Source organism: Sporosarcina sp. USHLN248 (assembly GCF_037144575.1).
Classification (GTDB): Bacteria; Bacillota; Bacilli; order Bacillales_A; family Planococcaceae; genus Sporosarcina; species Sporosarcina contaminans.
This window is the reverse complement of the sequence record NZ_JBBCZC010000034.1, coordinates 26,469-44,173: the sequence shown is the minus strand read 5'-3', so window position 1 is coordinate 44,173 and position 17,705 is coordinate 26,469. Positions and strand designations below refer to the sequence as shown.

Here is a 17,705-nt window from a genome sequence, read left to right as displayed (position 1 = left end):
CGCGTGCTACTTTCAGTATTGAATGAGAAAAATACAAGAACAGGTGGCGAAAAACGATTCGTTTTTCGCCACCTGTTCTATTTTAGGGACTTATTGGACAGCCCCTTCTTTATTGCTTATATTTGATTGGGTTGGCATTTTTAGCGATATTGCTGCGCAAATGAATGCGATAACGACTATTCCTGCTCCAACTGTAGCAGTGCTGACGACTGATTCTGTTTTTCCTAATACGAATCCACCTACGCCTGATCCAATCGCAATGCCGATTTGGAGTGCTGAATTGTTAAAGCTTTGGTGAATATCCGATGTTACGGGATCTGTTTCAATAATATAGTCTTGTTGCGGCGGGGAAAGTGCCCAGCTCAATCCTCCCCAAATCATCATAACGATGACGAAGACAATTGTTGAGAAAGTTGAGTAAGGCAATATGAATAAGCTGATCGCAAATGCCCCTAAAATGAGTAAGATACTTTTTTTGGAACCAATACGGGCTGCAAGACCACCGCCGAATGCTCCCCCTGCAACTGCTGCGATACCGAATAAAAAGTAGAAAACGCTAATCCAGTAAGAACTTAGCTGTAGCGTCGTTTCTAAAAACGGTGTGAAGTAGGCATAGACAGTATAATGTCCAGCTAACATGAACATTGTTGCTAAATGGGCACCAGCAAGTTTTTTATTGCCAAGCGCTTTTATTTGAACAGACAACGATTGCGCTTCTCCTGTTGGAACAGCTTCCAAAAATATAGAAATCAATATGAACGAAACAATTGAAAGAACTGCAATCCCTAAGAAAACAGTGCGCCAACCAAACGCATTCGTCATGACGATGCCGATTGGTACGCCTAATACGAGGGAAGAGCTAATACCCATATAAATATAGCCTAATGCCTTTGCACGAAACCTTGGCTCAACAATTTTAGCGGTAATTGTCAAAGAAAGGACGATGAGCAAAGCAGCGCTCATTGCCGAAATGATACGAGCAAACATCATAAAGGCGTATGTAGGGCTCATAAACATTAAGACATTGCCGATGAAAAAGATGCCAAGCGTAATGAGATAAAGTTTTTTTCTCTCTATTTTCGCGGTAAGTGTCAACAAGACGGGCCCAGCAATCGCATAAACAAGTGCATAGATCGTAATGAGCTGCCCCGCCGTTCCAATTGAAACATTCATATCATCAGCGATAATCGGTAAAATTCCGCCTACAATCAACTCGACTAAACCAATAATGACCGTTGAGGCAGCAAGTATGAATACTCTAAAATCCATAAAAAGACCTCCTATAGAACAAATAAAAAAATCCTAACTACAAAATGAGCATTGTAGTCAGGATTTAACGGTTCCTGGTAGAGACCCTCAAACCATATTATTGAGGTTATACATCTTCATTATGAAATTTCCATTTTCCAATCTATCATGATTTTGAATAGTTAGCAAGTGTTATTAGGAAAATGTTATTGGGAGCTACTATTTACTTCTAAATTTGCAATAACACTCTATTTACTTTTCAAATAAAACATGAAAAGTTACTACACAACGGATAACAGACCCTAAGGATGGCGACAGCCCTTGTTTTCAATGAAAAAGGCGAAGAAATAAAATAACATTTCTTCGCCACTTATAGCTCTTCAATTAAACGTCAACTTCAATGCCGACCTTTTCTTTCACTGCTTTTTGATAAACTCCTTGGGCAACAGCGAGATCAAAATAGGAAGCTCCGACTGATTTAAAGAACGTAATTTCTTCATGATCGGTTCTTCCGGGAATTTCTTCTACGACCAAACTCATCAATTCACCATGTAGTTCATCGAATGTCCAGTCATTCTGGTTATTTGCGTAAATTAATTCACCTGCTTCTTCTTTAACTCCAAATTCATCATCTATAACAATTTTACTGCAGCGTTTAATAAATGTATGATCCATTTCCCGCATATGAGGCAAGTAAGAACCTACGCCATTGACATGCGTGCCAGGCCGAATATCATTTCCGTCAAAGACGGGTGTATTCGAGCGGGTACTACAACAAATAACGTCTGCCTTCTGAACAGCAGCTGCTACGTCTTTTTCAATTTCAATTGTAATTGTTTCATTGATACCAAAGGATTTTAAGCGTTCCTTAAACCGTTCTGCTTTAGAGGCAGTCGGATTTACTAATAGTATTTTTGTGATTCGCCGTACTTGCAATACGCCTAATACTTGCTCAAAAGCCATTGCACCCGTACCGATAATGGTCAGTACAGATGCATCCTTTCTTGCGAGAAAATTGGTAGCAATCCCACTTAAGGCTCCTGTTCGAAGTCGTGTCAAATAAGAAGCATTCATTAATGATAAATGAGTGCCGTCCTGCGCGTCAGATAATAGAATGACACCTTGTGTAGTCGGTTTGTTTACTAAAGGGTTTTCTGGAAAGATCGTAACAGTTTTAATCGTCGTTATTTCATTTGATAAATCAGAACTTGGCATATAGAGCACAGATGCACTATGCTGCGGAAATTCAATTACTGTACGGTGTGGATTGGCAATTTTGTTTTCTGCTTTCGCACGCAAAATATGTTCTATATCAAGGATTGCTTCATTCATTCCGTAAATAGCCTGGATTTCTTTTTCATTGATAATTAACATTGAAATCGCTCCTTTAACATTATAGATCGAGCGCTTCGTTTTTCCTGTCTTTTACTGCCCAAATGGCAATGAGTGAGATAACAGCAGTGAAAATAATATAAAGCGCAACTGGAATATATGAATCATTAAAATTTGCGAGCAATGCTGTTGCGACAAGCGGAGCTGTACCTCCAGCAACTGCTGCTCCAATTTGATAACCTAAAGAAATGCCTGTATAGCGAACTTCTGCCGAGAATATTTCGGAAAACATCGTTCCGAGAACTGCCGTGATAGGTGCCCATATAATCCCAAGCCCTATTATTGTGGCAATGATTAATAATGCGACGGACCCTTGTTTAATGAGCCAGAAATAAGGAAATGCATATAGAATCATTCCAATTGTTCCCCATACATAAAGAGGCTTCCTTCCAACTTTATCGGATAATCTCCCCATCAGTGGGATTAAAATCGTTGTAATAATGGTTGCAATCATGACGGCATTTAAAGTAGCAGTCCTTGTATAGCCAAGATAACTCGTGGCATAGGAAACGACAAATGTTCCAAAAATGTAGAATGGGGCTGTTTCAACAACTTTTGCACCGATGGCAATGAGCACTTCACGCCAATGGGTTTTAAAAGTCGTGACAATTGGGATCTTCGGAATTTCTCCGCGTTTCTGTACTTCTTTAAATGACGGTGTTTCGTCTATTCCTTTCCGAATCCATAGTCCAAATACGACGAGCAAAGCACTCATGATAAATGGTACACGCCAGCCCCAAGTCATGAATGAATCATCTGGCAGCAATGTCATAATTGACAAAGCTAATGTACCGAGCACCATCCCGATTGTAACGCCCATTTGTGGTACAGCGCCAAAAAGCCCTCTCTTTTCAGGTGGTGCATATTCTACGGCGAGCAGAAGAGCACCGCCCCATTCGCCCCCAATACCTAATCCTTGAATAAGACGCAGCGTAATCAACAGGATTGGCGCCCAAATACCAATTGCTTGATAGGTAGGCAATAATCCCATCCCAAAAGTGGCAATTCCCATTAAGCTTAGCGTTAATACAAGCGTCTTTTTCCTACCGATTCGATCACCTATATGGCTGAAAATGATGCCACCGAACGGACGTATAAAAAAGGCTAAGGCAAATGATGCGTATGATAGCAAAAGTCCTACTGTCGGATCTTCATTGACAAAAAAGATTTGGTTGAATACTAACGCGGCTACTGTTCCGTACAGGAAGTAGTCGAACCATTCGATCGAACTTCCGACTAAGCTGGCAACTAATACTCTATTTAACTGTTTCTTCTCCACAAACTCTTCCCCCTTTTGTATAATTGAAGTGACACTTCAATTAATGAGTAAAAAAATATGTAAGCGCTTTACATACTAAATTGAAGTAGTACTTAAATTGTATTAAGCTTATCATAGTTATATACTAATATTCTGTCAACATAAAATTTTTAGGAGAAATTAAAATGGCTGCGAATCATTTAGGAAATAAGATTAAAAGAATTAGAACAAAGCGAAGTATGACACTAAAAGAGCTTGCTGAGAAAACAGGTTTTTCAATTAGTTTTTTATCACAATTGGAAAGAGGAAAATCTTCAGCGACGTTGGAATCCTTGAAAAAAATCTCTATCGCCTTTGGGGTCAACCCGAGTTATTTTTTTGAGGAAAATGAATCAAGTGACGATCAAACAAATAGTTTTGACCAGCGGATGGAAGAACATAATATTTATTATAAGGATTTAGGCACCATGGTTCGTAGGCGCGATTTCGCACCGCTGTTAGTCATTTTAAAACCTGGGCAAACAGAAGGGAATCTTATTACGCATAGAGGACAGGAATTTATTTATGTTATTGAAGGAACATTGACTATACGTCTTGAGGATGAAATTTATACCCTCCTTCCGGACGAATCAATTATGCTTGATTCAACAAGACCGCATTATTGGTACAATTACACAGAAAAAGACGTGAAATTTCTTTGTGTATCCTCTGAAGTAAAAGGCGATTAATCAATCTACTGTTTTATTTATTGTTTCCCACTGCCTATATACACTATATAATTATAACAGCCGTTTTCAGCGGGAATTCTTTGAAAAGAAAAGGTGTAAAATAGATGAGTTTATTAACAGTATCGAATTTGAGTCATGGATTCGGGGATCGCGCGATTTTCGAAGATGTGTCATTTCGTTTATTGCAAGGGGAGCATATCGGGCTAATTGGTGCGAATGGGGAAGGGAAGTCCACATTCATGAACATCATTACCCGAAAATTGGAGCCTGACGCTGGAACGATTAGCTGGGCAAAGCGGGCTCGTGTCGGATATTTGGATCAGCATGTCGTGTTGAAGCAAGGCATGACGATTCGTGATGTATTGCGGACCGCATTCCAATATCTTTTTGATGTCGAAGCAGAAATGAATGAACTATTTGAGAGAATGGCTAATGCTGATCCTGATGAGTTGGAGCGTCTGCTTGAAGAGACGGGCCAAATGCAAGATGAATTGACGAACAATGATTTTTATATTATAGACGCCAAAGTGGATGAGGTCGCGAATGGTCTTGGATTGGATGAGTTCGGCATGGATCGTGACGTGCAAGATTTAAGCGGAGGACAGCGGACGAAAGTACTGCTTGGCAAGCTGCTCCTTGAGAAACCAGATATTTTATTATTGGATGAGCCGACGAACTATTTAGATGTTGAGCATATCGAGTGGCTTCGCAACTACTTGCAAAATTACGATCATGCATTCATCTTAATTTCGCATGATCTTCCTTTTTTGAATAGCGTCATCAACGTCATTTATCATATGGAAAACCAGCAAATCACCCGCTATCCAGGCGATTATGATGAATTTATGCGCGTGTATGAGATGAAGAAACAACAATTGGAAGCGGCATATAAGAAACAGCAAAAGGAAATCGCCAATTTAAAAGATTTTGTTGCACGCAACAAAGCGAATGCCGCGACGAGCCGAATGGCGATGTCCCGACAAAAGAAGTTGGATAAAATGGAAATGATTGAATTGGATGAGGAGAAGCCAAAGCCACAATTTGATTTTAAAATGGCACGTACCCCTGGAAGATTTCTATTTGAAACGAAAAATCTTGTTATCGGATACGACGAGCCGCTTTCGCAGCCATTGAATTTAACGATGGAGCGAGGACAGAAAATTGCGTTGTCCGGAGCGAACGGCATCGGGAAAACGACATTGCTAAAAAGCATATTAGGAGAAATCCCGGCACTATCGGGAACTGTCGAGCTTGGTGAACATCTTGAAATCGGCTATTTCGAACAGGAAACGAAGGAAGAAAATAATCGCACTTGCTTGGAAGAGGTTTGGGAAACCTTTCCTCATTATACACAATACGAAGTGCGAGCAGCGTTGGCGCGCTGCGGATTAACGACGAAGCATATTGAAAGTAAAGTAAAGGTGTTAAGCGGCGGAGAGCGTGCAAAAGTGCGTCTTTGCAAATTAATGAATGCCGAAACGAATTTACTCGTGCTGGACGAACCGACGAATCACTTGGACAAAGATGCGAAGGATGAATTAAAGCGAGCGCTCAAAGCGTATAAAGGCAGCGTGCTTTTAATATCCCATGAGCCTGAATTTTATAAAGACGTTGTTACAGATGTTTGGAATGGCGAGAAATGGACGACGAAAATGTTTTAATTCAAAAATCTGTTTGTAAGATGTTGAAAAACGCATAGTAGTGGAAATAGGGTATAGGACATTTTAGTTCTATGCCCTTATTTTTATTGTTTCCGTTGTGTTGCGAAGTATCTATGTTGTAATGCCCACGTTTTATATTATGTTGCAGTGGTTATACGTTACGTTGCACCTTTAGGATCGAGTCGCAGTTTCTTTAACCTAAAGCAGTCCTTTTATGTTGTTCAATTCAAAAAAAGCATGGATCATTCTAAATGAATGACCCATGCTTCTGCAAGGAATAATCCAATCGTTGGGTATTTATTGCTCCTTCAAAATTTGTTCAACGGTTGATTCCACTTCTGCGCGAGCCATTTTTTCTTGGCCGCTATTTAACGCGTTGAGTGTTTTCTTTGCGAGTGCAAGAGGTATTTTGCAGAACAGTAAAATGTTTTTAGTTTTAATGGATGTAATATAGGCATCGGCCTTCGCCAAGTTTTCTTCCGCATATTTGAACAAATCATCGCGTGTCCATCCGTCCGGCATGAAGTGGACACCACGGTCGGCGTCTTCGTCTTGGTTGCGAAGCATATTAACGGCTTGGAGTCCACGGCCATATCCAATCGCCAACTCACGGTCGGTTTTCGTGCCATCATAAGCTTCCCATATATCTGATAGCATGACTCCTACAAGTCCTGCCACATAATATGTATAGTCGTCCAAGTCTTCTTTCGTTTGTATATTGAACCCTTTTTCAACCCAGCTTGCCATGCCATCAGCCATGATGCTCGTCGATTCCTTCACTTTTTCGATCAAATTGGCAGGGCAGACAGATAGCCAGTCGCCTAATCGGATAGTCACTTCCGGAAGCAAGTGTTCATAAGGCTGGAGTAACTGGCGGTATGCGCTGTCATCGAATTTTGATTGCAACAGCTTGCTTGTAGAACGCAGCAAATGCTGTTTCACTTCGGGTTGCAAAGTTTCATGATCTTCAATTTCATCGATTGCACGCATGCATAAATAAGCTGAACCTACTGTCTTTCTAAGCGTATTGTTAAGCAATTTTATCGGAATATAAAAGGTCCTGCTCGTTAATTTGAGGACATGCATTGCATCTTTGTGCAATGTTGCTTCGTTTCCCAAGAAAGTCCCTCCTCATTTGATCGGATAAGTGGTTTTTACATTTATTCTTTTCATTATACACTACTTTCCCAAGTGATTTCCATTCCTTTTGTTGTTAGGCATCGCAAGCCGGATCTTCAAATTATAAATGGATAAACATTCGCGAGAGGACTTACTTGCGAATGTTTATTGAGTGAAACTTACTAAACATTTACACGGAAAAGATATTTGCTTAACAATCGCTTCGTACAATATGGGCTGTAAGGAGAAAAGAAGAGGAGGGTTCAGCCGGAAATGATATGACGAAAATCCTTTAGCCTGTTGACTATTTATAAATCGACTGGAGGGAACGAAATGAAAAACATTGGAAGAGTATTAGTGTTGATAGGAGTAGTATTCATGCTTGGTGCTTGTTCAAATAAGAAGGATGAAAGTTCGGAGCATAAAGTTTCAGCTGACAGCGGAAGAACGGAAATCACTTATTGGTATGCGTTTGGAGATAAGATCGGAGAAAACAATGAAAACTTAGTGAAGATGTTTAATGAATCTCAGGATGAAGTCTTTGTGAAAGCAGAATTTCAAGGTGGCTATGAAGATTTACATGCTAAGACACAAGCAGGGTTTGCCGCTAAAAATGCACCTGAAGTTACTTTGAATGAAATTGCTTCAATGGGTGTTTTTGCAAGATCGGGAATGACAGAAGACTTGACGCCGTTTATCGAACAAGATCCCGACATTCAGTTGGAAGACTTCAACCCTGGACTTATGGGCAATTCATACGTGGATGGCAAAATTCATGGGCTTCCCTATTTGCGCAGTACACCGATTCTTTATATGAATGTTGATATGTTAAAAGAAGCAGGGCTCGATCCAGCAGGCCCGAAAAATTGGAAGGAATTCGAAGACTATTTACGTGCACTGACAGTTGAAGGGAAAAGTGTAGGGATGAGCATGCCAGTTAGCATCTGGTTTTTTGAAGCTTTCATCGGTGCGAATGGAGGGGATATGCTAGCAGAAAATGATTCAGAAGTCACTTTCAATAGTGAGGCTGGAGTGGAGGCTCTTGAGTATTGGAAACGTTTAGCACAGGAAGGCATTTTGAAGATTCCTGCAGGAGATGAAGCATCTGCCCAAGCGGCACAAGATTTTGCGAATGGGCGCTCAGCAATGATTTTTGCTTCAACTGCAAACTTAACAAACAATATTGCGATTGCAGAGGAAAATGGTTTTGAGCTAAATACTGCTTTCATGCCTGCAAATAAAATGAATGGCGTTCCGACAGGGGGAGCAAACCTTGTTATGACTGCTGGATTGACTCCCGAAAAGCAAGAAGCAGCATGGAAATTTATTAAATGGATGACTGCAAAGGAACAGACAATTTATGCAAGTACATATACAGGATATTTGCCGAGCCGATTGTCTGCCGTTGATTCTGAAGATATGCAGAGTTTGTATAAAGAGACGCCCCAATATAAAGTTGCTGTCGATCAGTTGCAATACGGCAAAGCACGTCCAATGGCTGAAGCTTATCCAGAGATTTCAACTATTCTATCAGATGAGATTACGAGATGTCTTTTAGAAGATGACTTCTCTCCGAAAGAGGCTTTAGATCAAGCAGCTTCTTTAGCAAATGCGCTTTTAAAATAATTTGAAACGGGGGAGAGGTGATTCTTCACTTCTCTTCCGTTCAAAAGGAGATGTTCATAATGAAGTGGATGGATGAGATAAAAGTTGTTATTTTCGATTTGGACGGTACGTTGTATCAGGACGATACGTTTTTAGGGCGGTACATTGCGCATATGTTAAAGGATAACTTCAATGAGGAAGAAATTGCAGCCGCTGTTCATGAAGCGTATGACATTTTGGAAGGGAATCACCCTGTCCATTTTGGCTGCTATTTCGATCGGATTCAACATGATGTTTTTCTACATGAGAATTTTATACCAACGTCTTGTTATTCATGGGAAGGAATGAAACGCGAGCGGCATGTAGAGGATGATTCTTCTTTGCTATTTATTGGGGATGTTTGGGGCATTGCACATTTGTACGCGGCAAAGTTTAGCATCTCACAAGAAAAACGGATAGAGGCGTTTGAAAAGGTGCGGTACGAAATGATTGAGAAGCCATATGCCTTCCAACGTCATGACCGTTTGTTTGAAAGTATCAAATCGCTACATGCCGAGAAGAAAATTTTTATGACGAATACTGCGGGAGAGACAGGTCCTGCATTTGTATCTTATTTAAATATCGGATCACTTTTTAATGAGTATATATTTGATGCCAAGAAACCGGTAGGAATGGATCGCATTGTAAAACGATTCGTAAAGAAAGGGTATCAACCAAGTGAAATCTTGTCTATCGGCGACAACCCATTCAATGATCTATTGCCTGTTAAACGGTTGGGCGGTCGTACATGCCTCATTTCTCCATATAAGCATTATGGACAATACGAATGGGATGTTGCAGTGCAAACAGTTGAAGAATTATCCGATGTTTTGATGCACATGTCGGCCGTGAAACTGTAACGAAGGAGAGGATTAGAATGGCGGAAATCAGATTAACGAACGTTGTAAAAAAGTTCAATGAAGACGAAGTTGTGAAAAACGTAAATCTGACGATAGCTGATGGCTCATTTACAGTGATCGTTGGTCCTTCAGGATGCGGAAAGTCAACCACGCTCCGAATGATAGCGGGGCTCGAAACTCCGACGAGCGGTGATATTTGGATCGGGAATGATTGTGTAACGAATGTAGCGCCAGGAAAGCGGAATATAGCGATGGTGTTTCAAAACTATGCTCTGTATCCTACGATGACTGTGCGAAAAAATATTGAATTCGGTTTAGTTAATAAGAAAGTTCCAAAAGCAGAGCGGGAAATGTTAATACAAGAAATTAGCGATATTGTCGGGTTGTCGGAGCATTTAGATAAAAAGCCTCAGCAACTTTCTGGTGGGCAGCGGCAACGGGTAGCATTAGCACGTGCGATGGTGAAAAAACCGAAAGTTTTCATTTTGGATGAGCCTTTATCCAACTTGGATGCGAAGTTGAGAGGGCAAATGAGACGTGAATTGATCCAGTTGCATAAGCGGTTAGGTACGACATTCATCTATGTTACTCATGATCAGGTGGAAGCAATGTCGATGGGTGATCAAATTATTTTGCTAAATAAAGGCGTTATCCAACAGGTGGATTCTCCGATGAATATGTATCATGATCCAAACAATATTTTTACTGCAGAGTTTATCGGCACGCCTGCTATGAATATTTTGAAGAGGGAACACCTTGAATTTTTACTGCCTAATTTATTTGAAGATGTTGCTTATATCGGGTTCAAACCAGAACATGCAAAGATTATGTCAGAATTAGAGGAAATGCCTGATCATCTCATTATGAAGAGCGAAATTGTGACAACGGAAACGTTGGGTGCAGAAACGATTTACACAGTTACAAATCAGGCTGGAACGATGAATATTAAAAGTTTTTCCGAACCGATCACAAACAAAAAGCATGTGTATATTGCGTTGCATTATGACAAGCTTTATTTTTTTAATGCACAAGAAGAGCGGATCCGTACTATTACGTTGGATGAAAAAACGATTGACTCGAAGCCGGCGATTATCGGAGGGGTGTAGGATGAATTATACAAAGGTTAGGCCGTATTTAATGATCCTGCCGGCAATTATTATATTTGCATTATTTTTCCTTTATCCAATCGGCTATATGATTTTTTTAAGTTTCCATGATTGGAATTTTGTGAGCCCAGAAAAGGATTTCGTTGGGATAGACAATTTTAAAGTATTACTATCTGATGCGAAGTTCATGCAAGTGTTACGAAATACTTTCGTCTATTCAATTTTAACTGTGTCATTGACGATTAGCATATCCCTTTTGCTGGCGCTTTGGTTGAATCGGCAGGGAACAATTTACGGGTTTGTCCAAGGGGCAATTTTCAGTCCGCATATTATTTCCCTTGTATCCATCTCAATGCTATGGATGTGGCTTATGGATACGGATTACGGATTATTGAATTGGTTTCTTAATTTGTTTGGCATATCAAATATTCCATGGCTAACCGATCCGAAAACGTCATTGCTTTCTCTTATTATTGTAGCTGTTTGGAAAGGGATCGGTTACTATACACTTATTTTTATTGCAGGGCTGCAAAGTATCCCGAAGGATATTTATGAGGCGGCAGCTTTAGACGATACTGGCAAATGCCGGACGTTTTTTAAACTGACATTGCCGATGTTATCACCAACTTTGTTCTTCTTGACAATTATTGGGTTAATCGGATCCTTTCAAGTGTTCGAAACGATTTCAATTATGACAGGCGGCGGGCCGATTAATTCGACCAATACAATTGTGTACTACATTTACGAAAATGGCTTCCGTTTCTTTAAAATCGGCCATGCATCTACAGCCGGCGTTATTTTGCTACTACTTGTCGGCGTATTTACGATTTTGTACTTTAAGCTGCTATCGAGAAAAGTACATTATCAATGAGGGGGACGAATCTATGAAAAAGAATCCGATTTGGATGGTCTTGAATGCAGTTGGCCTGCTTTTGCTCATTTGCATATTTGCGCTGCCTTTCGTCTGGATGATTTCAACTTCATTTAAAACATTAGGTGAAACGATGACATTCCCGCCAAAATGGATACCGAATCAATTGCTTTGGGAAAATTTCGCAAAAGCATGGAATTCGGGACCGTTTTTAAAATACTTCATAAACAGTACGATCGTTTCAATAGGCATTTTACTGCTCCAATTTGCGACGATCATTCCTGCAGCGTATGCATTTGCCCGTTTCAAATTTAAAGGAAATCAATTTTTCTTTGGCATCACGATGATTACATTGATGATTCCGACACAGCTTATTTTCTTGCCGGTTTATTTGCAAATGAGTTCCTGGGGATTGCTTGATACGCTTTGGGCACTTATTTTGCCATTCGCTTCTAGTGCTTTTGGAATTTTTCTCTTGCGGCAATCGTTTAAGCAAGTGCCGGAGGAGTTGCTTGAAGCAGCCCGTTTAGATCAAGCGAGTGAATGGAAAATTATGCTGCGTATTATGGTGCCGATGGCGAAACCGGTATTAATTACATTTGGGATGTTCAGCTTCATCGGGCATTGGAATGACTATTTTTGGCCGTTAGTTATGACAACTTCTGATGCTGCACGTACATTGCCGCTCGGTATTACAAAATTGCGTGAAGTCGATGGAGGAGTCGCTTGGAATATATTAATGGCAGGAAATCTTATTCTTGTAGTGCCGATTTTATTCGTGTTTTTCTTCGCGCAACGACAAATTATACGGGCTTTTGTCTATACCGGCGTGAAATGACCGTTTGATTGTGAGTTTGAAAAAATGATGTCAAGAGAGGTTGATGTTTGAATGGAACAGCTGATGATTTCGTTCGTCGTCCCTTCCTATAATGAAGCGGGGAATGTTGAAAAGGTAATGGATGCTATTGCGAAAGAAATGCAACATCAGCAAGCGGGTTTTGAAGTGTTATTTATTGATGACGGCAGTTCGGATGGAACGATGGATGAAATTCGGCATGTGCTGCATTCGTATTCGGAAGCCGGGTATGTTTCATTCACGAGAAATTTTGGCAAGGAGGCAGCGATTTTAGCCGGACTGCAACATGCGAAAGGACAGGCAGTGATCGTTATGGATGCCGATCTACAGCATCCGCCTTCTTTAATTCCTGAACTATTGAAAGGCTTTGAGGAAGGATATGATCAAGTCGTCGCCAAACGAAACCGAAATGGTGAATCAAAAATGAGAACCTTTTTATCTAAGAGCTATTACAAGTTCGTTAATAATGCGATTGATGTGCGGTTAAGTGATGGAGAAGGAGATTTTCGACTGCTTAGCAGGAAGGCAGTTGACTCGCTGTTGCTATTAAGCGAGAGCAATCGTTTCTCAAAAGGGCTTTATGCGTGGATCGGTTTAGAGCAGAAGACAATCTCCTATGAAAATATTGTAAGGCAGCATGGGGAAACGAAATGGTCATTTGGAAAGCTGCTTAATTATGCGGTTGATGGGATTGTATCTTTTAATACGAAACCATTGCGACTATGCTTCTATATTGGTCTTTTCACATTAAGCTCCGCTCTTATTTATATTGTAGCTACTTTCGTTAGTATTTTTCTGAATGGAATCGATGTGCCTGGATATTTCACTACAATTTCTTCTGTTCTTTTTTTAGGGGGAATCCAGTTGGTCTCGTTAGGGATCATTGGTGAATATGTAGGCAGAATTTATAATGAGACGAAAAAAAGACCGCATTATTTAATTGGCCAAGCTAGCGTGGAAATGAAAGGAAAACAGGATCAGCATGCGACGATTCATCGATCATGAGTTTTACAAGTTTATGATGGTCGGCATTGTAAACACAGGTCTTTATTACGGATTGTATTTGGCAGGACTCCATATAGCTATATTTCCATATATTATTGCGCATAGTTTGGCGGTTGTCATTAGTATGGGAGCGTCGTTCTTTTTGAATTGCTATGTAACGTATCAAGTGAAACCGACATGGAAAAAGCTTGTACGTTTTCCGCTAACGCAGTTCGTGAACATTTTCGTAACGTTTATTTTATTGTTCATGTTAGTTGAATGGTTTGGCATGAATGATAGCATAGCACCGATTGCGGCACTTTTTGTAACGGTGCCAATTACGTTTGTTGTGACGGGGAAGGTGTTGAAGACATCATGACCATTTTCGAAAGACATCGCAAATTATTTGTCGGAGTCGCTTGCCTGCTTGTAGCTATCCTGAGTCACCACTTTTTCATATCCGAGTTTTTCAAAGGACGGTATATGACAGGGTTAAATGATGGGCTTTCGCAAATGATTCCGTTCAAGTATTTCTTATACAACTTATTTACGGAAGGGGAATTTTTTTATTCGGAAAGCTTTGGCTTAGGTGGGGGTGTCTTTTCACAATTAGGTTACTATTTTTCAACATCACTCATCTTTTATGCTACGGTTCTTCTAACATTTTTACTGGAGCAGATCGGCGTCCTTTCTACTCCTGATTTGTTTTATTGGGCAAATATCATATTAATGATTAGTATTTTACGGATGACATGCATCCTCTTATTAACTACATATTATTTTAGAAAAATACGATTCAACTTACTCTCGGCGTTTGTTGCTGCAACAGTATATGGAACGAGCATTATGTATTTCCGTCACGTCACGTATTGGGAATTCTTTGCAGATGCGATGCTGTTTCTTCCGCTCCTTCTCATTGGAGTGGAAGCTATTATAAAAGATGGAAAAGTTAGTTGGTTCATCTTTGCTGTCGCAATTAATATGATTGACAATTTCTATTTTGCGTACGTGAATTTTTTAATTGCATTCATCTACATTCTTTTTCGCTGGCTTTTTCCGCTGTTTCTCGAAGAAGTGGAGAAAAGGAGGCAAATCAAGCTGTTCCTCCTTGGAGGTATAACAGGGGCTTTGCTAAGTACACCATTTTTCATCCCTGCTGCGTACGGTTACTTGAACAATTATAGGCCACCTTATGAAGATTCGATTCCGTTATTTGGGGCTGTCGATAATTTGTTATTGCACGGTCGTCTCGTTATTTTGCCTGCGTTCGTGCTCTTTAGCTTATTAATTAAACCATTCTATAAAAAACGTTCGTTTCGATTTTTTGCCGCTTTAACAATCACATTATGCATATTGCATTACAGTCCATTTATTGGGAGTCTTTTTAACGGTCTATCTGCACCGCAATATCGATGGGAACATTTCCTTTCGCTTGTTGCTGGAGGAGTGGCTGGAGTCGCACTGCAACATGTGAAAATGGTCCGATTACGGGATATTTATGTTGCTGCTTTCGCTGGTAGTATGCTTTATCTTCTCTTTTTCATTGGGGATCCGAAGCTGAAAATAAAAATATACGAATCTTATTTAATGATTTGTGCTGCTATTACGCTGCTTCTCTTTTTCTTATTTGTTCAATATAAAAAAAGATGGACTGCCTGGTTGATAATTGGATTCCTTTTGTATACATCTATTTTGACTGCAAATAAATTTCAAGAAGAGAAATTAACATATCGAGATAATGGAAAGGGCAAAGGACCTGATTATGGTATTACACGGACCTATATGGAAAGTGAAGAGTACTATGGAATCGATCAGCGAAAATTGATAAAAAGAGTACAAGATATGGCAGATCATCCTCTTGATCGGATTGATTGGATGGTAGAGACGCGCAATAATACGCCAATTGTTCAGGATTTTAATGGGATTAGTGTTTATTCGAGCATTTTGAATCATCATCTTTTGTCATTCTATTTGCATGATCTTTCGATTGATATGAGAAGGGAAAGTGTAAGCAGATATGCGTCTCTTGGCGATCGTGCAAATTTGTATGCTGTATTGAATGGTGCTTACGTTATACGGCAAGATGGGGGAGATCCTGTTCCGTTCGGATTTTCCGAAGTTGCAAGGGAAGGGGAATATGTAGCTTACCGGAATGACTATAAGCTGCCTTTTGTTAGGACGACTTCGATCTTATATTCTGAAAAGGATTTGGAAGAAATGCCTGTGTTGGCAAAAGAACATGCAATGTTAGAAGGCGTAATCCTTCCTAAGATTGAAGGGGGTTCTTCCCGTCTTCCGGAAGTAGAGGACGTAATGGAGCAAGTCGCGGTTGAGCCGGTTGGAGGAACATACTCAGATGGCGTGTTGGAAGTGAAGGATAACACAGGTGGTGTAGATATCGTCTTGCACGACAAATCGATCGTGAAAGAAGATGCTTTTTTAACGTTTTTTATTAAACGTAAAAGCAATGACAAGGATTTTATATTATCGCTAAACGATTTTAAAACAGAACGGAAGAAAAACGATTCGATTTACCGTACAAATGTAAATGAAGTGACGATCCGGGTGCAAGCAGACGAACGAATACGACTCCGTTTACCTAAAGGGAATTATATCTTGAAAGATTTAAAGTTATATATGGAAGATTACTCATTGCTGAAAAATAGAAAAGAAGAAAGCAGAGGAATGCCTGCTGCAACTGTAAAATGGAAGGGACGTAGAGCGACGATTATAGTCGATAATGTGCATGGCGATTCACATATGATTCTTCCACTTCCTTACGAGCGTGGCTGGACAGCAAAAGTGAATGGGGTAAAGCAGGAGATTCTACGTGCTAATTATGCTTTCACAGGATTGCAAATCGAAAAAGGGAAAAATACCGTTGAGCTAACCTATTTACCACCATTCTTCAAGGTTTCTTGGATAATAGCAAGCTTTACGGCAATTTGCTTATTCGTGATTTGGTTAAGGCAGAGAACATATAGGAAAATCGGATCGCATTTGTAGATTTATATTGTCTTTTTATAAAAATAGACAGATGAAAGAAGTTGAATTGTTTCTTTCATCTGTCTTTCGTATTATTATGAAATAAATCAAAAGAATCGTTTCATACGGTTGTGCTTGCATGAACGAGAGAGACTTCGCAGTTGCGATGTTCGTGTTCACCACGTGCGTCCGCTCTATGAGTGAAATGATTGATATTATCATAAATTCGCTGGGCATTTTGCCGAAGTGTTTCATCGTCCACATCAATCGCAGTTACAGTAATTGATTCATCCGCAATGTTAATTAGCCGGAAAGCAGGTTGATCTAAGCAAGCAGCTGTTTGCACAAATGTCCAGTTTCCTTCTTTGACGATGGAATCACAATGCATGTGGCCATTGAAGTACATGCCAATTCCTTTCTTTTGATGAAGCAAAGAACGCATATTTATCGAAGGATGAATGGAGCCATTTTCCCTCTCAGACCCTGCTGTTGTATTGTGAACAGGATGGTGTGCGAAAATTAATAACGGTTTTTCTTCAGAATTTTGAATTACATGCTCTAACCAATCGAGTTGCTCGTCATCCATCCAACCGCCCCAGCATTCATGGTCAAGTTCACGGGCAGTATCTAAAAAGGCGAAGATCGCTTGCTCGGTTTCGAATGAGGAGTATCGTTTTTGACCTGTTATGGTAAGCAATTCATTTTTCGTCATCGAATAATTATCGTGGTTTCCTAAGACGTGAATGAACTCTCGTCGTTCGCCAATTAGTGAGTAAATGTTCTCTAATTCATGGCGCATGCCGTAGTTCGTCAAATCTCCTAATGATACGTGAAGCTCGGCGTCAACTTTCAAAAATTGATCGATAAATTTTTCATAGAATGCCGAGCGTGCCTCCAATAGACCTGAAATTCTCTCGTCAATAGCTGGATAGTGTAGATCGCTGAACAATGCAATTTTCATAGTTTGTGTCTTCTCCTTTCAAGATGTATTCA

Annotated in this window: 15 protein-coding genes and 1 riboswitch; of the genes, 10 read left to right on the top strand and 5 right to left on the bottom strand. The window is 40.1% G+C overall.

Annotation, left to right across the window (positions count from 1 at the left end; all coding sequences use genetic code 11):
* Window positions 1–90 precede the first annotated feature (90 nt).
* The 3 genes from WFH04_RS13610 to WFH04_RS13600 all read right to left on the bottom strand — a co-directional run bounded on the left by WFH04_RS13610 (window position 91) and on the right by WFH04_RS13600 (window position 3,919).
* Window positions 91–1,269 (bottom strand): MFS transporter, encoded by a 1,179-nt coding sequence (locus tag WFH04_RS13610; protein WP_336824604.1) that lies wholly within the window; start codon window positions 1,267–1,269, stop codon window positions 91–93.
* Between the two features lie 34 nt (window positions 1,270–1,303).
* A riboswitch (purine riboswitch) is annotated at window positions 1,304–1,403 on the bottom strand.
* Window positions 1,404–1,632: 229 nt separating this feature from the next.
* On the bottom strand, window positions 1,633–2,622 hold the full coding sequence (locus tag WFH04_RS13605; protein WP_336824603.1) for an ornithine cyclodeaminase family protein: 990 nt from the start codon (window positions 2,620–2,622) through the stop codon (window positions 1,633–1,635).
* Between the two features lie 19 nt (window positions 2,623–2,641).
* Complete coding sequence (locus WFH04_RS13600; protein ID WP_336824602.1) at window positions 2,642–3,919, bottom strand: MFS transporter; 1,278 nt, start codon at window positions 3,917–3,919, stop codon at window positions 2,642–2,644.
* Window positions 3,920–4,083: 164 nt separating this feature from the next.
* On the opposite strand from WFH04_RS13600, the gene WFH04_RS13595 reads away from it, so the two are divergent.
* Complete coding sequence (locus WFH04_RS13595; protein ID WP_336824601.1) at window positions 4,084–4,626, top strand: helix-turn-helix domain-containing protein; 543 nt, start codon at window positions 4,084–4,086, stop codon at window positions 4,624–4,626.
* A 104-nt stretch (window positions 4,627–4,730) separates the two neighbouring features.
* The gene (locus WFH04_RS13590) at window positions 4,731–6,287 is read left to right on the top strand and encodes an ABC-F family ATP-binding cassette domain-containing protein (protein WP_336824600.1); all 1,557 of its coding nucleotides are present in this window, start codon (window positions 4,731–4,733) and stop codon (window positions 6,285–6,287) included.
* 297 nt (window positions 6,288–6,584) lie between these two features.
* Here WFH04_RS13590 and WFH04_RS13585 read toward each other — a convergent pair whose 3' ends face one another.
* Window positions 6,585–7,406, bottom strand: coding sequence for a squalene/phytoene synthase family protein (locus WFH04_RS13585; RefSeq protein WP_336824599.1), 822 nt, complete (start codon window positions 7,404–7,406; stop codon window positions 6,585–6,587).
* A gap of 333 nt (window positions 7,407–7,739) precedes the next feature.
* On the opposite strand from WFH04_RS13585, the gene WFH04_RS13580 reads away from it, so the two are divergent.
* Genes WFH04_RS13580 through WFH04_RS13545 form a run of 8 tightly spaced genes read left to right on the top strand, consistent with a single transcriptional unit; the run spans window position 7,740 to window position 16,733 of the window.
* Complete coding sequence (locus WFH04_RS13580; RefSeq protein ID WP_336824598.1) at window positions 7,740–9,032, top strand: ABC transporter substrate-binding protein; 1,293 nt, start codon at window positions 7,740–7,742, stop codon at window positions 9,030–9,032.
* Between the two features lie 59 nt (window positions 9,033–9,091).
* Entirely contained in the window at window positions 9,092–9,910 is an 819-nt protein-coding gene (locus tag WFH04_RS13575; RefSeq protein ID WP_336824597.1) for an HAD family hydrolase, read from the top strand.
* A 17-nt stretch (window positions 9,911–9,927) separates the two neighbouring features.
* Window positions 9,928–11,016, top strand: a complete 1,089-nt coding sequence (locus WFH04_RS13570; protein WP_336824596.1) for an ABC transporter ATP-binding protein — start codon at window positions 9,928–9,930, stop codon at window positions 11,014–11,016.
* Between the two features lies 1 nt (window position 11,017).
* On the top strand, window positions 11,018–11,887 hold the full coding sequence (locus WFH04_RS13565; protein WP_336824595.1) for a carbohydrate ABC transporter permease: 870 nt from the start codon (window positions 11,018–11,020) through the stop codon (window positions 11,885–11,887).
* Window positions 11,888–11,900: 13 nt separating this feature from the next.
* Window positions 11,901–12,725, top strand: a complete 825-nt coding sequence (locus WFH04_RS13560; protein ID WP_336824594.1) for a carbohydrate ABC transporter permease — start codon at window positions 11,901–11,903, stop codon at window positions 12,723–12,725.
* Between the two features lie 51 nt (window positions 12,726–12,776).
* Window positions 12,777–13,748, top strand: coding sequence for a glycosyltransferase family 2 protein (locus WFH04_RS13555; protein WP_336824593.1), 972 nt, complete (start codon window positions 12,777–12,779; stop codon window positions 13,746–13,748).
* Complete coding sequence (locus WFH04_RS13550) at window positions 13,726–14,106, top strand: GtrA family protein (protein WP_336824592.1); 381 nt, start codon at window positions 13,726–13,728, stop codon at window positions 14,104–14,106. Before WFH04_RS13555 ends, WFH04_RS13550 begins: the two co-directional genes overlap by 23 nt.
* Complete coding sequence (locus WFH04_RS13545; protein WP_336824591.1) at window positions 14,103–16,733, top strand: YfhO family protein; 2,631 nt, start codon at window positions 14,103–14,105, stop codon at window positions 16,731–16,733. Before WFH04_RS13550 ends, WFH04_RS13545 begins: the two co-directional genes overlap by 4 nt.
* A 100-nt stretch (window positions 16,734–16,833) precedes the next feature.
* Here WFH04_RS13545 and WFH04_RS13540 read toward each other — a convergent pair whose 3' ends face one another.
* On the bottom strand, window positions 16,834–17,673 hold the full coding sequence (locus WFH04_RS13540) for a metallophosphoesterase family protein (protein ID WP_336824590.1): 840 nt from the start codon (window positions 17,671–17,673) through the stop codon (window positions 16,834–16,836).
* Window positions 17,674–17,705 lie beyond the last annotated feature (32 nt).